This is a genomic window from Serratia sp. X10, assembly GCF_017811775.1.
Lineage (GTDB): Bacteria > Pseudomonadota > Gammaproteobacteria > Enterobacterales > Enterobacteriaceae > Serratia > Serratia ureilytica.
Genome location: NZ_JAEIOH010000002.1, coordinates 790376 through 806260, shown reverse-complemented (window position 1 = coordinate 806260; position 15885 = coordinate 790376). Strand labels below are relative to the sequence as shown.

Below are 15885 nucleotides of genomic sequence, written 5' to 3'. Positions count from 1 at the left end.
GGCTATCCCCTGGGGATGGCCTGCGGCGACGCCATAACGCCGCCGCAGACGATTAACGGAACGACAAGCCCGGCGAGAGCGTCGCCGGCAGCGACAGGCTTTCGCTTTCCAGCGACGCCATCGGCCAGGCGCAATAGTCCGCCGCATAGAAGGCGCTTGGGCGATGGTTGCCGGAAGCCCCCACGCCGCCGAACGGCGCCGCGCTGGACGCTCCGGTCAACGGCTTGTTCCAGTTGACGATGCCGGCGCGTGCTTCCAACAGCAGCCTCTCGAACAGCTCACGCTGCGGCGAGACCAATCCCACCGACAGGCCGTAGCGCGTCTGGTTGGCGAGCCGCAGGGCCTCGTCGAAATCGCGGTAACGCACGATCGTGGTCAACGGCCCGAAATACTCTTCGTCCGGCACGCCGGCCACGCCGGTCAGCTCGATGATGCCCGGGCTGAGCAGCGAACTGCCCGGCTCCAGCAGACGCATGGCCAGCAGCGATTTTCCGCCCAGCGCCAGCAAGCGCTGCTGCGCTTTCAGCATGTTTTCCGCCGCGGCCGCCGACACTACGCCGCCCATGAACGGCTGCGGTTCGGCATCCCAACGGCCGACGCGCAGCTCGCCCGCCACCTGAACCAAACGCGCGATAAAGGCGTCGCCTTCCGCCCCCTGCTTCACCAAAATGCGGCGTGAACAGGTGCAGCGTTGGCCGGCGGAGATAAACGCCGACTGGATAGCCAGGTTGACCGCCGCGTCGCGATCCTCGAAACCATCGACGATCAGCGCGTTGTTGCCGCCCATCTCCAGCGCCAGGATCTTCTCCGGCTGCCCCGCCAATTGGCGATGCAGGTGGTAACCGGTGCCGGCGCTGCCGGTGAACAACAGGCCGTCGATATCCGCACTGGCGGCCAGCGCCTCGCCGGTTTCCCGGCCGCCCTGCACCAGATTGATCACCCCGTCCGGCAGACCGGCCTTCAGCCACAGCTTCAGGGTCTCCTCGGCGGTCAGCGGCGTCAGTTCGCTCGGCTTGAACACCACGCAGTTTCCGGCCAGCAGCGCCGGCACGATATGGCCGTTCGGCAGATGGCCGGGGAAGTTGTAAGGCCCGAACACCGCCAGCACGCCGTGCGGGCGATGGCGCAGCACCGAAGCGCCGTCGGCCATCGCCGTCTGGCTAAAACCGGTGCGCGCCTGATAGGCCTGCAGTGAAATGCCCACCTTGCCGATCATCGCCTGAATTTCGGTCAGGGTTTCCCAGCGCGGTTTGCCGGTCTCGCGGCTGATGGTTTCCGCCAGCGACTGTTTATGTTCTTCCAGCAAAGCGGCGAAGCGTTTCACCAGCTGTTCGCGCTGCTCGAACGGCGTACGCGCCCAGCCGGGGAATGCGGCGCGCGCGGCTTCGCAGGCGGCGGCGACGTCATCAGCGTCGGCGGCGTTGGCGCGCCACAGCGGCTGATTGCCGACCGGATCGGCCTTGCCGAACTCCGCGCCGCGGCCCTGCCGCCAGACGCCGTTAATCAACAGTGCAGGATGGGACATCATGCTTTCTCCTGTGCAATAAGGGGGAGTACCCGCACCGGGCTGCCCTGCTCGACGCCCAGCGCCGCCGCGGTGGCGGCGTTGATATGCAGGCGATCGTCATACAGATCGGCATTGACCAGCAGTGCGCGATAATTCTGATAGTTGTCGTTGGCGACCAGATGGACCGGCGCATCGGCGCGCATCGGCGTGTCATCCAGCACCACTTTGACCAGGCGGCTCTGCTTCACCGCACGGATGTGGTCGATTTCGGCTTCCAGCGTCGGGCCACCGTCGAAGATATCGACGTAGCCCTGATAGCTCAGGCCTTCCGCCTCCAGCAGGCGGCGCGCCGGCAGGGTTTGCGGGTGCACTTCACCGATCACCTTCTGCGCGTCTTCGGCCAGGAAATCGACATACAGCGGATGTTTCGGCATCAGTTCGGCGATAAACGCCTTTTGTCCGGTGCCGCTCAGGTAGTCCGCCTTGGCGAACTCGATGGAGAAGAAACGGTGGCCGACGCTCTCCCAGAACGGCGAACGGCCGTTTTCATCGGAGAAACCGCGCATCTCGGCGATCAGACGGCGGGAGAAGCGTTCACGGAACGCGGCGATAAACAGGAAACGCACCTTCGACAGCAGCTTGCCGTTCTCGCCGTGACGATAGTCCGGATCGAGGAACAGCGTGCACAGTTCCGAATGCCCGGTATGGTCGTTGCTGAGGAACAGCGTCGGCACCGATTTATAGACGTTCAGCTGTTTGGACGCGTGCACCTGCGTGCCGACGCGGAAGCTGTACCAGGGTTCCGCCAGGCCGACGGCCACTTCGATCGCGCAGACCCCCACCGCCTGCCGGCGCTCGCTGTCTTCCAACACGAACAAATAACACTGGTCACTTTGCGGAAGTTCGCCTTGCCAGGTTTTTAACGCCCGCTCAATGCGTGCCGACAGGGTATCTTCATTTTGCGGCAGCGACGTGAGACCGATACCGGATTTGCCGGCAAGCGTCAGCAAATCCGCCAAATCGCGGCGCTCTATAGGGCGAATAATCATCATAATGCGAACCTCTTCTGAATCAGGCTGCGCCGATGAAGGCGCAGCCCGCTGATTAGCTGCAAATGCGCGCCACGGCGCGCGCGAATCGCGCCAGCCCCTCTTTCACATCCTGCTCAGGGATGATCAGCGACGGCGTGAAACGCACCACGTCCGGGCCGGCGATCAGCGCGATAACGCCTTCTTCGTTGGCCAATTGGGTGATCTGCTTCGCTTTGCCGGCATAGTCTTTCTTCAGTTGGCAGCCGATCAGCAAACCGCCGCCGCGAATCTCGGCGAAGATCGGATACTGACGGTTGATGTCGTTCAACCCGTCGATGAACCACTGGTGGCGCTGCTTGACGCCTTCCAGCACTTCCGGGGTATTGATGATGGAGAACACTTCCCCCGCCACCGCCGTCGCCAGCGGGTTGCCACCGTAGGTGGTGCCGTGAGTGCCGACGCCCAGCGTTTTCGCCAGCGCATCGGTGGTCAGCATCGCGCCGATCGGGAAGCCGCCGCCCAGCGCTTTCGCGGTGGTCAGCACGTCCGGCACCACGCCGTACTGCATATAGGCATACAGGTGGCCGGTGCGGCCGACGCCGGTCTGCACTTCGTCGAAGATCAGCAGCGCGTTATGGCGATCGCACAGTTCACGCAGCCCCTGCAGGAAACTGGCTTCCGCCGGCAGCACACCGCCTTCGCCCTGGATAGGCTCGACGATCACCGCGCAGGTGCGATCGTTGATAAGCTCGGCCGCCGCGGCCAGATCGTTATACGGCGTATGGGTGATGCCGCCCGGCAGCGGCGCAAAGTCCTGCGAATATTTTGGCTGGCCGCCGGCGGACACGGTAAACAGCGTACGGCCGTGGAACGCGTTGTTGAACGCCACAATCTGATCTTTACCGGCGCCGTGCTGGTCGTGCGCATGTTTGCGCGCCAGTTTCAGCGCCGCTTCGTTGGCTTCTGCGCCCGAGTTACAGAAAAACACCTTGTCGGCGAACGTGGCGTCGATCAGTTTTTTGGCCAGGCGCAGCACCGGTTCGTTGGTATAGCCATTGCCCAGATGCCACAGTTTGCCCGCCTGCTCCACCAGCGCCGCCTTGACCGCCGGGTGCGCATGGCCCAACGCGTTAACCGCGATGCCGCCGGCAAAATCGATGTAAGACTTACCCTGTTGATCCCACACCTGCGATCCTTCCCCCCGCACCAGAATAAAATCGGCAGGGGCATAAACCGGGACCATCCAGTCATCGAAAGACTGGCGGGTAACTGCGATTGGCTGTTCCATAGTGACCTCATAATCTCAGCAAAGGCTGAATTTTGACTGTAAGGACCGCGCAAGCCCGGCTAGGCCGCCACAATGCAAAAAAACCGCTGTTCAAAACCGACTTTCCCGGCGGAGAAAATGCTGTCTCTCACCGCTGATTTAGAAACAAATCTGTTACATAAAATCGGTTTTTCACTATTTATGGCGCTTATCCGGTCCCTGAGCGGGGAGTAAATGTTAACGAGCAGTTAAAATACATGTCGTTTGATAAAGAGTGTAGAGCAGCTATCGTGCCAAAACGGGATTTTTGCCGGATTTTGCTATTTTTTACGTTAAAACAACGGCTTATAATGCATATTTATTCATTTTATATGCATTTGCAATGCATAAATTAAAAAATAAGGCCTAAAATCATCATTGCTCGCGAAATCCTATTCAATTGCGAAAAACTTCAGGATTTCTGATCACGCTCGCAAAAATAATTTCATCCGATTTGCTCGCCATCACACTTTTTGCCCCAATGCGGTGCAGCGCTGCGCCAGGATCGGGCAATGCGGCGACGAAGCGCCGATTCCATCGGCAGCGCCCCGGAAAACAAACCGCGCCGATCGCCGCCGGCCGCGGCTCCCGCTTTATGCGCCAACGACTACACTGTGATCCTGACCGCCCCTTCTCTTCTACGCACAAGGAGCCACCATGCCCAAGAAAACCGTCGATCTCAGCCAGCCGCACGCCCAACACGACATCCGCGCGTTTCTCGAGACGCTGAATGCCGCCGGCGGTAAACCCATGGAGCAGATGAAGCCCAAAGAGGCGCGCAGAGTTTTGGAAGCGGCGCAGCGCAGCGTAGACGTGCCGCTGCGCGAGGTGGAGATCAGCGAGAAAACCATTCACGTAGAAGGCCAGGATATTCTGCTGCAGCTGGTGCGACCGGCCAGGGTTAAGGAGACATTGCCGGTATTCATGTTCTTTCACGGCGGCGGCTGGGTGCTGGGCGATTTTCCCACCCATGAACGGCTGGTGCGCGATCTGGTTTACAGCTCCGGCGCGGCGGCGGTGTTCGTCAACTACCCCCGCTCACCGGAAGCGCACTATCCGCAGGCGATCAATCTGGCTTACGCCGCCACGGAATGGGTGGCCGAATATGGCGAAAAAATCAACGTCGACGGTTCACGGCTGGCGGTGGTCGGCAACAGCGTCGGCGGCAATATGGCGGCGGTGGTCAGCCTGATGGCCAAAGAGAAAGGCCTACCGGCATTGCGTTGCCAGATCCTGCTGTGGCCCGTTACGCACGCCCATTTTGATACCGATTCCTATCATCAATTCGCCGAAGGCCATTTCCTGACCCGCAATATGATGAAGTGGTTTTGGGACAGCTATGCGCCCGATAAGGCGCAGCGCAAAGACATCTACGCCTCGCCGCTCAACGCTACGCCGGAACAGCTGCGGGGCTTGCCGCCGGCGCTGGTGCAGACCGCCGAGCTGGACGTGCTGCGCGATGAGGGCGAAGCTTACGCGCGCCTGCTCGACGCCGCCGGCGTCGAGGTCACCTCTACCCGCTACAACGGGCTAATCCACGACTACGGCCTGTTGAACCCGCTCGCCCACGTCCCGGCGGTGCATTCGGCGATCCACCAGGCCGGGCGCGCGTTGAAACACTACCTGTCCTGACGCTAACCGACCAGGTGGCAAGCCACCTGATGACCGGGCGCCACGCTGCGCAGCTGCGGCGCCTGTTCGCGGCACTGCGCCGTGGCCAGCGGGCAGCGGGGATGGAAACGGCAGCCGCGCGGCGGGTTAGCGGGGCTCGGCGGCTCGCCGCCGGCCACCCACGACGGCGCGCGTTGCGCATCCAGCGTCGGCACCGCCGCCAACAAGGCCTGCGTGTAGGGATGCAGCGGTTGGCGGAACAGCGCATCGCGATCGGCGCTCTCAACGATCTGCCCCAAATACATCACCGCCACATCCTGGCACAGATGCTCCACCACGCCGAGATCGTGCGAGATAAACAGCAGCGTCACCCCCTGCCGCTCCTGTAAATCGGAAAACAGATTGATGATCTGCGCCTGAATCGACACGTCGAGCGCCGATATCGGCTCATCGGCGACGATAAATTCCGGTTGCAGGATCAACGCGCGCGCAATGCCGATACGCTGCCGCTGGCCGCCGGAAAACTCATGCGGAAACCGCCCGTAATGCTGTGAGGACAACCCGCAGATCGCCAGGGTATCGAGCACCCGTTCGCGCAGTTCCGCCTTGCTCGCCAGGCCGTGTTGCAACAGCGCTTCCCCAATGGCGTCGCCCACGCGCAGACGCGGATTCAGCGAGCTGTAAGGATCCTGAAACACCAGCTGCATTTTCGGCCGCAGGGCGCGCAACGCGTCCTTGCTCAGGCCGTCCAACGCCTGACCTTTGAACAGCACCTCGCCGGCGGTTTTGTCGTGCAGGCCGAGCAGCGTGCGGCCAACGGTGGTTTTGCCGCTGCCGGACTCGCCCACCAGCCCGAAAATGCGGCCCTTGCGAATGCTGAAGCTGACATCATCCACCGCCTTCAGTTGGCCGGTGGTACGCCCGAACAGCCCGTCGCGCAGCGGGAAATATTTCTTTAACCCCTTCACCTCCACCAAAGGTTCAGTCGACATACGGATGCCCTCCGGCATTGAGAAAACAGGCGGACTGACGCTGACGGGAGCCGTACAGCGGCGGAATGCCGTCGCGGCAGCGCGCGGTAGCCTGCGCGCAGCGCTCGGCGAAAGCGCAATGCTCCGGCAGCCGCGCCAGATCCGGCACCTGACCGGGAATGGAGTACAAGCGGCGTCGCCGCTGCCCCGGCACCGGCCGCGAGGCGATCAGCCCCTGCGTATAGGGATGCCTCGGCTCGTCCAGCACTTCCCGGGTTGTTCCCTGCTCGACGACGCGCCCGGCGTACATCACCGCCAGCCGATCGGCCATCTGGGCGATCACCCCGAGATCGTGGGTGATCAAGATCATCGCCATGTTGTGTCGCCGGCTCTGCTCGCGCAGCAACGCCAGGATCTGCGCCTGCACCGTGACGTCGAGCGCCGTAGTCGGTTCGTCGGCGATCAGCAGCGCCGGCCGGCATCCGATCGCCATGGCGATCATCACGCGCTGCAGCATACCGCCGGAAAGCTGATGCGGGTAGCAGCGCATCAGCGCCTCCGCGCGCGCCAACCCCACTTCCGTCAAGCTTTGAATTGCCTGACGCCAGGCCGCTTTCGGCGACAGAAGCAAGTGCCTGATCAGCGGCTCCACCAGCTGTTCGCCGAGGGTCAACACCGGATTCAGCGCGCTCATCGGCTCTTGAAAGATCATCGCCAGCCGGTTGCCGCGCAGATCCGCCATCTTGGGTGCCCGCAGCGACAGCAGGTTTTGCCCTTCAAAGCGAATCTCACCGCCGTCTACCTGCGCCAGCGGCTGCGGCAACAGCCCCATCAGCGCCATGGCGGTCACGCTTTTGCCGCAGCCCGATTCGCCGACGATCCCCAGCGTTTGCCCGGCCTGCAGTTCAAGGCTGACCTGCTGCACCGCCCGCACCGGCCCCTGCTCGCCATGAAACGACACCGACAGTCGGTCGAACGCCACCAGCGGTTGACTCATCGTTTTACCCCGCTCATTTTCGGATCGAGCGCGTCCCGCAGGCCGTCGCCCAAGATATTGATCGCCACCACGGTGACGAAGATCGCCAGCCCCGGCGGCATCCACAGCCAGGGACGGCGCTGAAAGTCGATCAGGCTATTGGCGGCGTCCATCATGTTGCCCCACGACGGCGTCGGCGGCACCACGCCCAGCCCAAGGTAGCTCAACGCCGACTCGCTGAGGATGGCGTTGGCCACCGCCATGGTGGCGACCACCACCAAAATCGGCACGGTATTAGGCAACAGATGGCCGAAGAGGCGCCGCCGAATGGAGAGCCCCAGCACTTCGGTGGCCAGCATGAAATCCCGCTCGCGCAGCGACAGGATCTGGCCGCGCACCAGCCGCGCCAGCGACGGCCAGCCCAGCAGGCTCAGCATGATCATCACCATGTAGATACGGTAGTCCGGCGACACGTCGAGTTCGGTCAGCATCGCCCCCATGATGATCAGCAGCGGCAGGCCGGGAATGGTCATCAGCAGATCGGCGAAGCGCATGATCAGCCGATCCGCCACGCCCCCCAGATAACCGGCGAACGCCCCCAGCACGTAGCCCAGCGTCACCGACAGCAGCATCGACACCAGGCCGATGGTCAGCGATATTCGCCCCGCCAGCAGCAGCCGGGTGCAAATATCGCGGCCGAGAAAGTCGGTGCCCAACCAATGCGCGCCGCTCGGCGCCTGATTGATGTTCAGCACATCGCCGGCGTCGTCAGGCCACGGCGACAGCGACGGCCCAATCAGGCACAGCAGCGCCAACAGCACCAGCAGCGCCAGCGAGATCATCGCCGGCCGGTGGCGGCGCAGACGGCGCCAAGCCTGCGCGGCGGGCGGCGGAGACAGCTGCGCCAGCGCCGGCAGCTGCGCCTGTCGCCAGCGGCGACGGCGGCCGAAAAACAGCGTAACCCACATCGTATTACCTCAAGCGAATGCGTGGATCGGCATAGGCGTACAGAATGTCCGCCAGCAGATTGCCGAGAATGGTCAGCGCCGCCAGAAACAGCGTGAACCCCATCAATACCGGATAATCGCGCGCCGCCAGCGAATCGATATGGATATGCCCGGCACCCGGCCAGTTGAAGATTTTTTCGGTGATCAGCGCGCCGGAGAACAATCCCGGCAGCTCGAACCCCAGCAGGGTGATGATCGGCAACAGCGCATTGCGCAGCGCGTGTTTGAAGATCACCGTTTTTTCCCTGAGCCCTTTGGCGCGCGCGGTGCGGATATAGTCCATGCGGATCACCTCCAGCATGCTGGCGCGAAAATAGCGCGTCAGGCTGCCGGCCTGCAGCATCACCAGTGCCAGCACCGGCAGCAGCAGGTGCGCCGCCACCTCCAGCGCCCAGGCCAACCCGCTCGCCTCACTGCCGGTGCGCAGCATGCCGCCCGCCGGCAACCAGTGCAGATCGACGGCGAACCATTTGATCAGCAACAGGCAAAGGAAAAACGTGGGAAACGACATGGCGGCGAACACCGCCACGGTGATCAGATGATCGAACAGCGAATAGGGTTTCATCGCCGAGATCACCCCCACCGCCAGCGCGATGCCCCAATACAGCACCATCGCCACCGCCGCCAGCAGGAACGAGTTCCAGATGTATTGGTTCAGCAGCGTGCTGACCGGGATCTGATACTGCAGCGAGAAGCCGAGATCGCCCTGCAACAGCCGGCCAAGCCAATGCAGGTAACGGCTGAACAAGGGCTGATCCAACCCATACAGCGCCCGCAGCTCGGCGGCGCGTTGTGCGGTCAGGTTGATATTGCCGTCGATAAAGTCGCCGGGCGCCAGGGCGAAGATGCAAAAAATCAGCAATGAAGCCAGCAACAGCATCGGGATCGTCTGCAACAAACGGCGCAGGATAAAATTTCTCATCGCGAATTCCATCGCCGCCGCCCGGAATGGTGCGGCGGCATCGGGGCGTTACGGCGCCGGTTTGACGTTCGGCAGGCTGCCGACCAGTCCGTTGTAGATATCCGGTTTAAAGCCGGTGACGCGCGCGCTGCTGGCGCTCAAGATTTCGCGGTTGCCGAGCAGGATCACCGGCGGATCGTCCGCCAGCACCTGATACAGCTGATGGTACAGCGGCTTACGCTGCGCGATATCCAGCGTGGCATTGGCTTTGGCGATTAGCGCATCCACCTGCGGGTTGTGATAGCCGGTCTCGCTCTCGCGGCTGATGAAGTCGCGTACGCCGTCGTGCGGATCGTTCAGCGTGCTGGTGCTGAGAGACGCCAGGTCGTAATTGCCCGCCTTGCGCTGCGCCAGCAGCGCGTTGAAATCCAATACCTGCGGTTTCAGCACCACGCCGAGCCGGCGGTAGTTATCCTTGGCGATCGGCACCAGCGCGTCGTTGATCAGTTTTTTGGTCACCAGCAGCGTCAGCTCCAGCTTTTTACCGTCTTTCTGCCGGATGCCGTCAGCGCCCACCTGCCAGCCCGCCTCGTCCAACAGCTTTTTGGCCTTATCGAGATCGTAAGCGTAAGGATTGATGCCGTTGGCGTCGTAAGCCCAGGAGATCGGCGAAATCGGCTGGTTGGCGACCTTGCCGTACCCCTGGTACACCACGGCGATCAGTTTTTGTCGATCGAGGCCGTAGATCAGCGCCTGACGCACCCGCTTGTCCTGCAGCGCCGGGCGTCTGAGGTTGAAATCAACCCGGCTGTAATCACTCGAGCTGTAAAGGTTGATATTGGCGAAGCCGAGCAGCTTGAGCTGTTCGATATCGTCCGGCTTGGCGGTAAAGGCGTCGTAGTCGGTCTCACCGGTCTGGAACAGCTGGAAGTTGGTGGCCGGGTTGGTGACGCGATAGATAAAGCGCGCCATCGGCGGCGGGCCGAGGTAGAAGTTCGGGTTGGCGTGGAAGCGGATTTCCTGCCCCGGCACGTACTTGTCGTAAATGTAGGGGCCGTTGCCGAGCGGCTTGCCGTTCAAGGCGCGCACGCCGTCGAGCTTGCCGCGCTGATAGTCTTTGCCGTAGTAAGCCCGCGACAATACCGGCCCGCCAATCAGTTGCAACGTAGTCGCGCCCGGTTGGGTGGTGACGATCTGAATGGTGCGATCGTCGATCACCTTCAGCCCGCTGATGCCGGCCGCGGTGCCGTTTTTATACTCGGCGCCGCCCTGAATGTGCGCCGGCGTGATATCGGTATCGCCGTCATAGGCCGGGTCGTGCAGCAGCGTCAGGGTAAAGGCGATATCGTCGGCCTTCAGCGGCGAGCCGTCGCTGTAGACCAGATTCGGCCGCAGCTTGATGGTGTAGGTCAGATTATCGGGGCTGACCTGCCAGGACTCCGCCAGGCGCCCTTCCGGTTTGCCCTGGCTGTCCAGGCCGATCAGCCGGCTGAAGATCACGTCGGTCACGTTCTCGTCCCAGCCGTTGGTGAACAGATATGGGTTGAAAATTCCCTGCGGCTCCGAGATGCCCGCCACGACGGTATCTTTGCGCAGTTTGGCGGCGGCCGGCACACGAGCGGCGTCGCTGGCCGGCGTAATGCCTTCGGCCAGCGTTTCCGCCTGCGCGGCGGCGCTCAATCCCAGCGCGCAGACCAACGCCAGCGGCGTCAGCCGATAGCGCAACAGTTTGTTTAGCTTATTTTTTATTCCACTCACCCACTGCCCCTCGTCTACCCGTTGATAAAAATGTGACAAAATTTATCGCAGAGTAATGGGCGGCTGGAGGGCTGTCTAACAACGAAACCGGCATTCCATTGCCGAAAAAAGCATTATGAATTTTTCTGGGGCGAAGCGTTGAACAAAGTGCGGTTCAGCCTGCCGATGTCAGCCCCCGGATAAGTTTGGCTAAGGTTTTTATCGCCTCTTCAAAGCGGTCATTCCATTCAAACGAGGCGTTGAGACGGAAGCAGTGGTTGAAATGGTCGCCGGTGGTGAACATGCGCCCCGGCGCGATGCTGATGCCCCGTGCGAGTGCGCGCCGGTACAGCTCCATCGACGACAGCGCCGGATCGAGTTCCAGCCACAGGAAATACCCACCGTCAGGCTGACTGACTTTCACCGTCGGCGGGAAATGGTGGGCGATCGCCTGACGCATTGCGCTTTGGCGCTGGGCCAGCAGGCGGCGCAGGCGCCGCAGATGGGTGTCGTAGCCGCCGTGCAACAGATAATCCGCCAGCGCCATCTGGGTCGGCACGCTGGTGGAAACGGTGCTCATCAGCTGCAAACGCTGGATCTGTTGCGCATAACGCCCCGCCGCCACCCAGCCGACGCGAAAGCCCGGCGCCAGACATTTGGAAAATGACGAGCAGTGCAGGATCTGGCCGCCGCTGTCGAGCGCCTTCGCCGGCAGCGGCCGTTCGGCGCTGAAGTACAGCTCGCCGTAGACGTCGTCTTCGATCAGCGAGATCTGCCGTTCGCGCAGCAGCGCCACCAGACGCTGCTTGTTGGCCTCCGGCAGGGTGGCGCCCTGCGGGTTCTGGAAGTGGGTCATCAGCCAGCAGGCTTTGATCGGATACTGCTCCACCGCCTGCTGCAACGCGTCCAGATCGATGCCGTCCTGCGGATGCGTGGCGATCGCCACCGCCTTCAGCCGCAGCCGTTCCAGCGCCTGCAGCGCGCCGTAAAACGCCGGCGACTCGATCGCCACATAGTCGCCCGGTTGGGTCACCGCCTGCAGGCTGAGGCTGAGCGACTCCATCGCCCCGGCGGTGATGACGATCTCGTCCGGCGCGACCTGCATGCCGCTCAGCGCATAACGTTGGGCAATGTGCCGCCGCAGCGCGTCGTTGCCCGGCGGCAGGTTGACCAGCGAACTGTGCGGCGTGAACTTGCGCGCTACGCTGCTCAGCGCCCGCGCCAGCTTCGGCTGGGCGAACAGCGTGGCGTCGGGAAATGCCGAACCGAAAGGCACGATGTCCGGATCCTTGCAGGCCTGCAGCACGTCGAAAATAAAGGCGTTGATGTCCACCTGCTCGCTCAGCAGCAGTTTCTCGCCGCGCGAAGGCTGCGGCAGCGGCTGCGGACGCGCCGCCACATAGTAGCCCGACTGCGGCCGGGCGACGATCCACCCCTGGCTCTCCAGCAGTTGATAAGACTGCACCACCGTCATCAGGCTCAATCCGGCGCGTTTGCCGCTCTCGCGCAGCGAAGGCAGCTTGTCGCCCGCCCGCCACACCCGGTTCTGGATCTGTTCTCTAATCTGCTGCGCAAGCTGCTCGTATCGGGTCATAACCATTAACTGTTATATGAAAAAGTAAAATAACTGTCACTATTATAGGTACTGTACTCCGTGCTTAACTTAACGCCAAGTATTTCACATAAAAATGACAGCTATACTCAAGAGGTTAATTTATGTTCAACCCTAGGAGGCGCCATGCTGGGTCTTGATGCACTGGAACTCGCCAGAATACAGTTCGCCTTCACCGTGTCTTTCCATATCATTTTCCCCGCCATCACCATCGGTTTAGCCAGCTACCTGGCGGTGCTGGAAGGATTATGGTTGAAAACGCACAATGAAGCCTATCGTGAGCTTTATCATTTCTGGTCAAAGATTTTCGCCGTTAACTTCGGCATGGGCGTGGTATCCGGGCTGGTGATGGCTTACCAGTTCGGCACCAACTGGAGCTTCTTCTCCGAGTTCGCCGGCAGCATTACCGGGCCGCTGCTGACTTATGAAGTGCTGACCGCCTTCTTCCTCGAAGCCGGTTTCCTCGGCGTGATGCTGTTCGGCTGGAACCGCGTCGGCCCAGGGCTGCACTTCTTCGCCACCTGCATGGTGGCGCTCGGCACGCTGATCTCCACCTTCTGGATCCTGGCCTCCAACAGCTGGATGCAGACGCCGCAGGGGCATGAAATCATCAATGGCCAGGTGGTGCCGGTCGACTGGCTGAAGGTGATCTTCAACCCGTCCTTCCCGTACCGCCTGTTGCACATGTCCACCGCCGCCTTCCTCTCCTCGGCGTTCTTCGTCGGCGCGTCCGCCGCCTGGCACTTGCTGCGCGGCCGCGATACGCCGGCGATGCGCAAGATGCTGTCGATGGCGATGTGGATGGCGCTGATCGTCGCGCCGGTGCAGGCGCTGATCGGCGATGCGCACGGCCTGAATACGCTAAAACATCAGCCGGCGAAGATCGCCGCCATCGAAGGCCACTGGGAAAACCCGCCGGGCGAAGCCACGCCGCTGATCCTGGTCGGTTGGCCGGACATGCAGCGTGAAGAGACCCGCTTCAAGCTGGAGGTGCCCTACCTCGGCAGCCTGATCCTGACGCACAGCCTGACCGAGCAGGTGCCGGCGCTCAAATCGTTCCCGCCGGAAGATCGCCCCAACTCCACCGTGGTGTTCTGGTCGTTCCGCATCATGGTCGGGCTGGGCATGCTGATGATCCTGGCCGGGGTCTGGAGCCTGTGGCTGCGCTGGCGCGGCGGGCTCTATCAGTCGCGTCCGTTCCTGTACTTCATCCTGTGGATGGGTCCTTCCGGGCTGCTGGCGCTGCTGGCGGGCTGGTTCACCACCGAGATCGGCCGCCAGCCGTGGGTGGTGTACGGCCTGCTGCGCACCAAGGATGCGGTATCCGCGCATGGCGATCTGCACATGAGCATCAGCCTGCTGGCGTTTATCATCGTCTACTGCTCGGTGTTCGGCGTGGGCTACTCCTACATGATGCGCCTGATCCGCAAAGGGCCGCAGCCGCATGAACACCAAGAAGACAATACCGAGGGCCGCCCGGCGCGTCCGCTGTCCGCGGTCAACGACACTCTGGACGACAGGAGCTGAACATGGGCATCGATCTTCCGCTGATTTGGTTTGTCATCATCGTGTTCAGCACCATGATGTACGTGGTGATGGACGGTTTCGATTTGGGCATCGGCATCCTGTTTCCGTGGGTGAAAGCAAGCGACGACCGCGATCTGATGATGAACACCGTCGCCCCGGTGTGGGACGGCAATGAAACCTGGCTGGTGCTGGGCGGCGCGGCGCTGTTTGGCGCCTTCCCGCTGGCCTACTCGGTGATCCTCGACGCGCTGGCGATCCCGCTGACGTTGATGCTGATCGGGCTGATTTTCCGCGGCGTGGCCTTCGAGTTTCGCTTCAAGGCCACGCCGGAGAAGCGCCATATCTGGGACAAGGCGTTCATCTGGGGCTCTCTCTTCGCCACCTTCAGCCAGGGTGTGGTGGTGGGCGCCGTGATCAACGGCTTCCCGGTCGAAGGCCGCACCTACGCCGGCGGCGCACTGGACTGGCTGACGCCGTTCGCGCTGTTCTGCGGGCTGGGGCTGGTGGTGACCTACGCCCTGCTCGGCTGTACCTGGCTGGTGATGAAAACCGCCGGTGACCTGCAGGCGCGCATGTATCACCTGGCGACGCCGCTGCTGGCCATCCTGCTGCTGGTGCTGGCTGCGGTCAGCATCTGGACGCCGATCGCGCACCCCGAAATCGCCGCGCGCTGGTTTACGCTGCCGAACCTGTTCTGGCTGCTGCCGGTGCCGGTGCTGGTGCTGCTCAGCGCCTGGGGGATCCGGCGCGGAGTGAAACGCGGCGCGCACTACTCGCCGTTCATGCTGACGCTGCTGCTGGTGTTCCTCGGCCTGAGCGGGCTCGGCATCAGTATCTGGCCGCACCTGATCCCGCCGGCCATCAGCCTGTGGGACGCCGCCGCGCCGCCGCAGAGCCTCGGCTTTATGCTGGTCGGCGCGCTGTTCATCATCCCAATCATTCTGGTCTACACCTTCTGGAGCTACTACGTGTTCCGCGGCAAGATCAGCCATGAACACGGCTATCACTGAGGAAGGAGGACGCTATGCAAGATAAAACGGCAGCCGCCGCTCCGGCGCCCTGGTGGAAACGCATCGGTTGGCTGGTGATCATCTGGAGCGCCAGCGTGCTGGGGCTGTTCGTGGTTGCCTCGCTGTTCCGCCTGCTGATGACCGCGGCGGGCATGAAGTCACATTGACGTGACGCCTTATCTGGACGCGCTGTTGGGAAAGTAAAAAGAGACCACCAGCGTGACCAGCGGCAAGGCGCCGATCTTCACCAGCTCGAACACTTGACCGAGCGCTTCGTTTTTGTCCCAATACGCGTGGGCGGCGAATACGCCCACGCTGACCGCGAATATCCCGCACAGTACCTGGCGCGCCAGGCGCAACCGCTCCATTTCGTCGAAGACCAACGACGGATCCAAATACAACCTTTCAGCATCGAGCTGCGGGCGCTCATTTTGCGGCTTCATGGAAAGATCCCCACCACCACGGCGACCGCCTCCAGCCCCTCGTCGCTTTCACGCACGATACCGAGGCGGGAACCATCCTGTTTCATCCACTCACGGTCGGCAATCGTCATTAAAGCAAACACCAGGCGTATGACGTCGGTTTTGGCCATCCCGTGACGCCGGGCGATATCGTTCAGACTGTCGTCGATTTCATTGGATAACCGAATAGGTAAACTCCGCATGCTCCACCTCCTGTGGTCGTTGATT

General features: G+C 62.2%; 15 protein-coding genes. 4 read left to right on the top strand and 11 right to left on the bottom strand.

What is annotated here, in order from left to right:
- Positions 1-52 precede the first annotated feature (52 nt).
- Genes astD through J9788_RS09175 form a run of 3 tightly spaced genes read right to left on the bottom strand, consistent with a single transcriptional unit; the run spans position 53 to position 3826 of the window.
- On the bottom strand, positions 53-1525 hold the full coding sequence (gene astD / locus J9788_RS09185; RefSeq protein ID WP_046896729.1) for a succinylglutamate-semialdehyde dehydrogenase: 1473 nt from the start codon (positions 1523-1525) through the stop codon (positions 53-55).
- Positions 1525-2559, bottom strand: coding sequence for an arginine N-succinyltransferase (gene astA, locus J9788_RS09180; protein ID WP_004934585.1), 1035 nt, complete (start codon positions 2557-2559; stop codon positions 1525-1527). The genes astD and astA overlap by 1 nt, the downstream gene beginning before the upstream one ends.
- Positions 2560-2611: 52 nt before the next feature.
- Complete coding sequence (locus tag J9788_RS09175) at positions 2612-3826, bottom strand: aspartate aminotransferase family protein (RefSeq protein WP_015378175.1); 1215 nt, start codon at positions 3824-3826, stop codon at positions 2612-2614.
- 675 nt (positions 3827-4501) lie between these two features.
- Between J9788_RS09175 and J9788_RS09170 the strand changes: the two genes are divergently transcribed.
- On the top strand, positions 4502-5476 hold the full coding sequence (locus J9788_RS09170; protein ID WP_046896648.1) for an alpha/beta hydrolase: 975 nt from the start codon (positions 4502-4504) through the stop codon (positions 5474-5476).
- A gap of 2 nt (positions 5477-5478) precedes the next feature.
- Here J9788_RS09170 and J9788_RS09165 read toward each other — a convergent pair whose 3' ends face one another.
- From J9788_RS09165 to J9788_RS09140, 6 genes are all read right to left on the bottom strand, one after another.
- Complete coding sequence (locus J9788_RS09165) at positions 5479-6447, bottom strand: ABC transporter ATP-binding protein (protein ID WP_046896647.1); 969 nt, start codon at positions 6445-6447, stop codon at positions 5479-5481.
- Complete coding sequence (locus tag J9788_RS09160; RefSeq protein ID WP_046896646.1) at positions 6437-7423, bottom strand: ABC transporter ATP-binding protein; 987 nt, start codon at positions 7421-7423, stop codon at positions 6437-6439. Before J9788_RS09160 ends, J9788_RS09165 begins: the two co-directional genes overlap by 11 nt.
- On the bottom strand, positions 7420-8370 hold the full coding sequence (opp4C, locus tag J9788_RS09155; protein WP_046896645.1) for an oligopeptide ABC transporter permease: 951 nt from the start codon (positions 8368-8370) through the stop codon (positions 7420-7422). Before opp4C ends, J9788_RS09160 begins: the two co-directional genes overlap by 4 nt.
- Positions 8371-8374: 4 nt before the next feature.
- Entirely contained in the window at positions 8375-9331 is a 957-nt protein-coding gene (locus J9788_RS09150; RefSeq protein ID WP_046896728.1) for an ABC transporter permease, read from the bottom strand.
- 48 nt (positions 9332-9379) lie between these two features.
- Positions 9380-11068, bottom strand: a complete 1689-nt coding sequence (locus tag J9788_RS09145; protein ID WP_033650918.1) for an ABC transporter substrate-binding protein — start codon at positions 11066-11068, stop codon at positions 9380-9382.
- Between the two features lie 154 nt (positions 11069-11222).
- Positions 11223-12641: a PLP-dependent aminotransferase family protein gene (locus J9788_RS09140; RefSeq protein ID WP_046896643.1), complete on the bottom strand. Its 1419-nt coding sequence runs from the start codon at positions 12639-12641 to the stop codon at positions 11223-11225.
- Between the two features lie 144 nt (positions 12642-12785).
- On the opposite strand from J9788_RS09140, the gene J9788_RS09135 reads away from it, so the two are divergent.
- Genes J9788_RS09135 through J9788_RS09125 form a run of 3 tightly spaced genes read left to right on the top strand, consistent with a single transcriptional unit; the run spans position 12786 to position 15363 of the window.
- A complete protein-coding gene (locus J9788_RS09135; RefSeq protein ID WP_004934615.1) occupies positions 12786-14186 on the top strand; it encodes a cytochrome ubiquinol oxidase subunit I in 1401 nt (466 codons plus the stop codon).
- 2 nt (positions 14187-14188) lie between these two features.
- Positions 14189-15196: a cytochrome d ubiquinol oxidase subunit II gene (gene cydB, locus J9788_RS09130; protein WP_046896642.1), complete on the top strand. Its 1008-nt coding sequence runs from the start codon at positions 14189-14191 to the stop codon at positions 15194-15196.
- A gap of 14 nt (positions 15197-15210) precedes the next feature.
- Positions 15211-15363 (top strand): DUF2474 domain-containing protein, encoded by a 153-nt coding sequence (locus tag J9788_RS09125; protein ID WP_004934619.1) that lies wholly within the window; start codon positions 15211-15213, stop codon positions 15361-15363.
- A 9-nt stretch (positions 15364-15372) separates the two neighbouring features.
- On the opposite strand, the gene J9788_RS09120 is transcribed toward J9788_RS09125, so the two are convergent.
- Entirely contained in the window at positions 15373-15639 is a 267-nt protein-coding gene (locus J9788_RS09120; RefSeq protein WP_046896641.1) for a hypothetical protein, read from the bottom strand.
- Positions 15636-15860, bottom strand: a complete 225-nt coding sequence (locus J9788_RS09115) for a hypothetical protein (RefSeq protein WP_182264295.1) — start codon at positions 15858-15860, stop codon at positions 15636-15638. Before J9788_RS09115 ends, J9788_RS09120 begins: the two co-directional genes overlap by 4 nt.
- Positions 15861-15885: the final 25 nt, after the last annotated feature.

Excerpts from the sequence above, each read along its gene's own strand:
- J9788_RS09140 (WP_046896643.1), bottom strand. The coding sequence starts at position 12,641 with ATGACCCGATACGAGCAGCTTGCGCAGCAGATTAGAGAACAGATCCAG.
- J9788_RS09160 (WP_046896646.1), bottom strand. The coding sequence starts at position 7,423 with ATGAGTCAACCGCTGGTGGCGTTCGACCGACTGTCGGTGTCGTTTCAT.
- opp4C (WP_046896645.1), bottom strand. The coding sequence starts at position 8,370 with ATGTGGGTTACGCTGTTTTTCGGCCGCCGTCGCCGCTGGCGACAGGCG.
- J9788_RS09125 (WP_004934619.1), top strand. The coding sequence starts at position 15,211 with ATGCAAGATAAAACGGCAGCCGCCGCTCCGGCGCCCTGGTGGAAACGC.
- J9788_RS09120 (WP_046896641.1), bottom strand. The coding sequence starts at position 15,639 with ATGAAGCCGCAAAATGAGCGCCCGCAGCTCGATGCTGAAAGGTTGTAT.
- J9788_RS09135 (WP_004934615.1), top strand. The coding sequence starts at position 12,786 with ATGCTGGGTCTTGATGCACTGGAACTCGCCAGAATACAGTTCGCCTTC.
- J9788_RS09150 (WP_046896728.1), bottom strand. The coding sequence starts at position 9,331 with ATGAGAAATTTTATCCTGCGCCGTTTGTTGCAGACGATCCCGATGCTG.
- J9788_RS09115 (WP_182264295.1), bottom strand. The coding sequence starts at position 15,860 with ATGCGGAGTTTACCTATTCGGTTATCCAATGAAATCGACGACAGTCTG.
- cydB (WP_046896642.1), top strand. The coding sequence starts at position 14,189 with ATGGGCATCGATCTTCCGCTGATTTGGTTTGTCATCATCGTGTTCAGC.
- J9788_RS09165 (WP_046896647.1), bottom strand. The coding sequence starts at position 6,447 with ATGTCGACTGAACCTTTGGTGGAGGTGAAGGGGTTAAAGAAATATTTC.
- astD (WP_046896729.1), bottom strand. The coding sequence starts at position 1,525 with ATGTCCCATCCTGCACTGTTGATTAACGGCGTCTGGCGGCAGGGCCGC.
- astA (WP_004934585.1), bottom strand. The coding sequence starts at position 2,559 with ATGATGATTATTCGCCCTATAGAGCGCCGCGATTTGGCGGATTTGCTG.
- J9788_RS09175 (WP_015378175.1), bottom strand. The coding sequence starts at position 3,826 with ATGGAACAGCCAATCGCAGTTACCCGCCAGTCTTTCGATGACTGGATG.
- J9788_RS09170 (WP_046896648.1), top strand. The coding sequence starts at position 4,502 with ATGCCCAAGAAAACCGTCGATCTCAGCCAGCCGCACGCCCAACACGAC.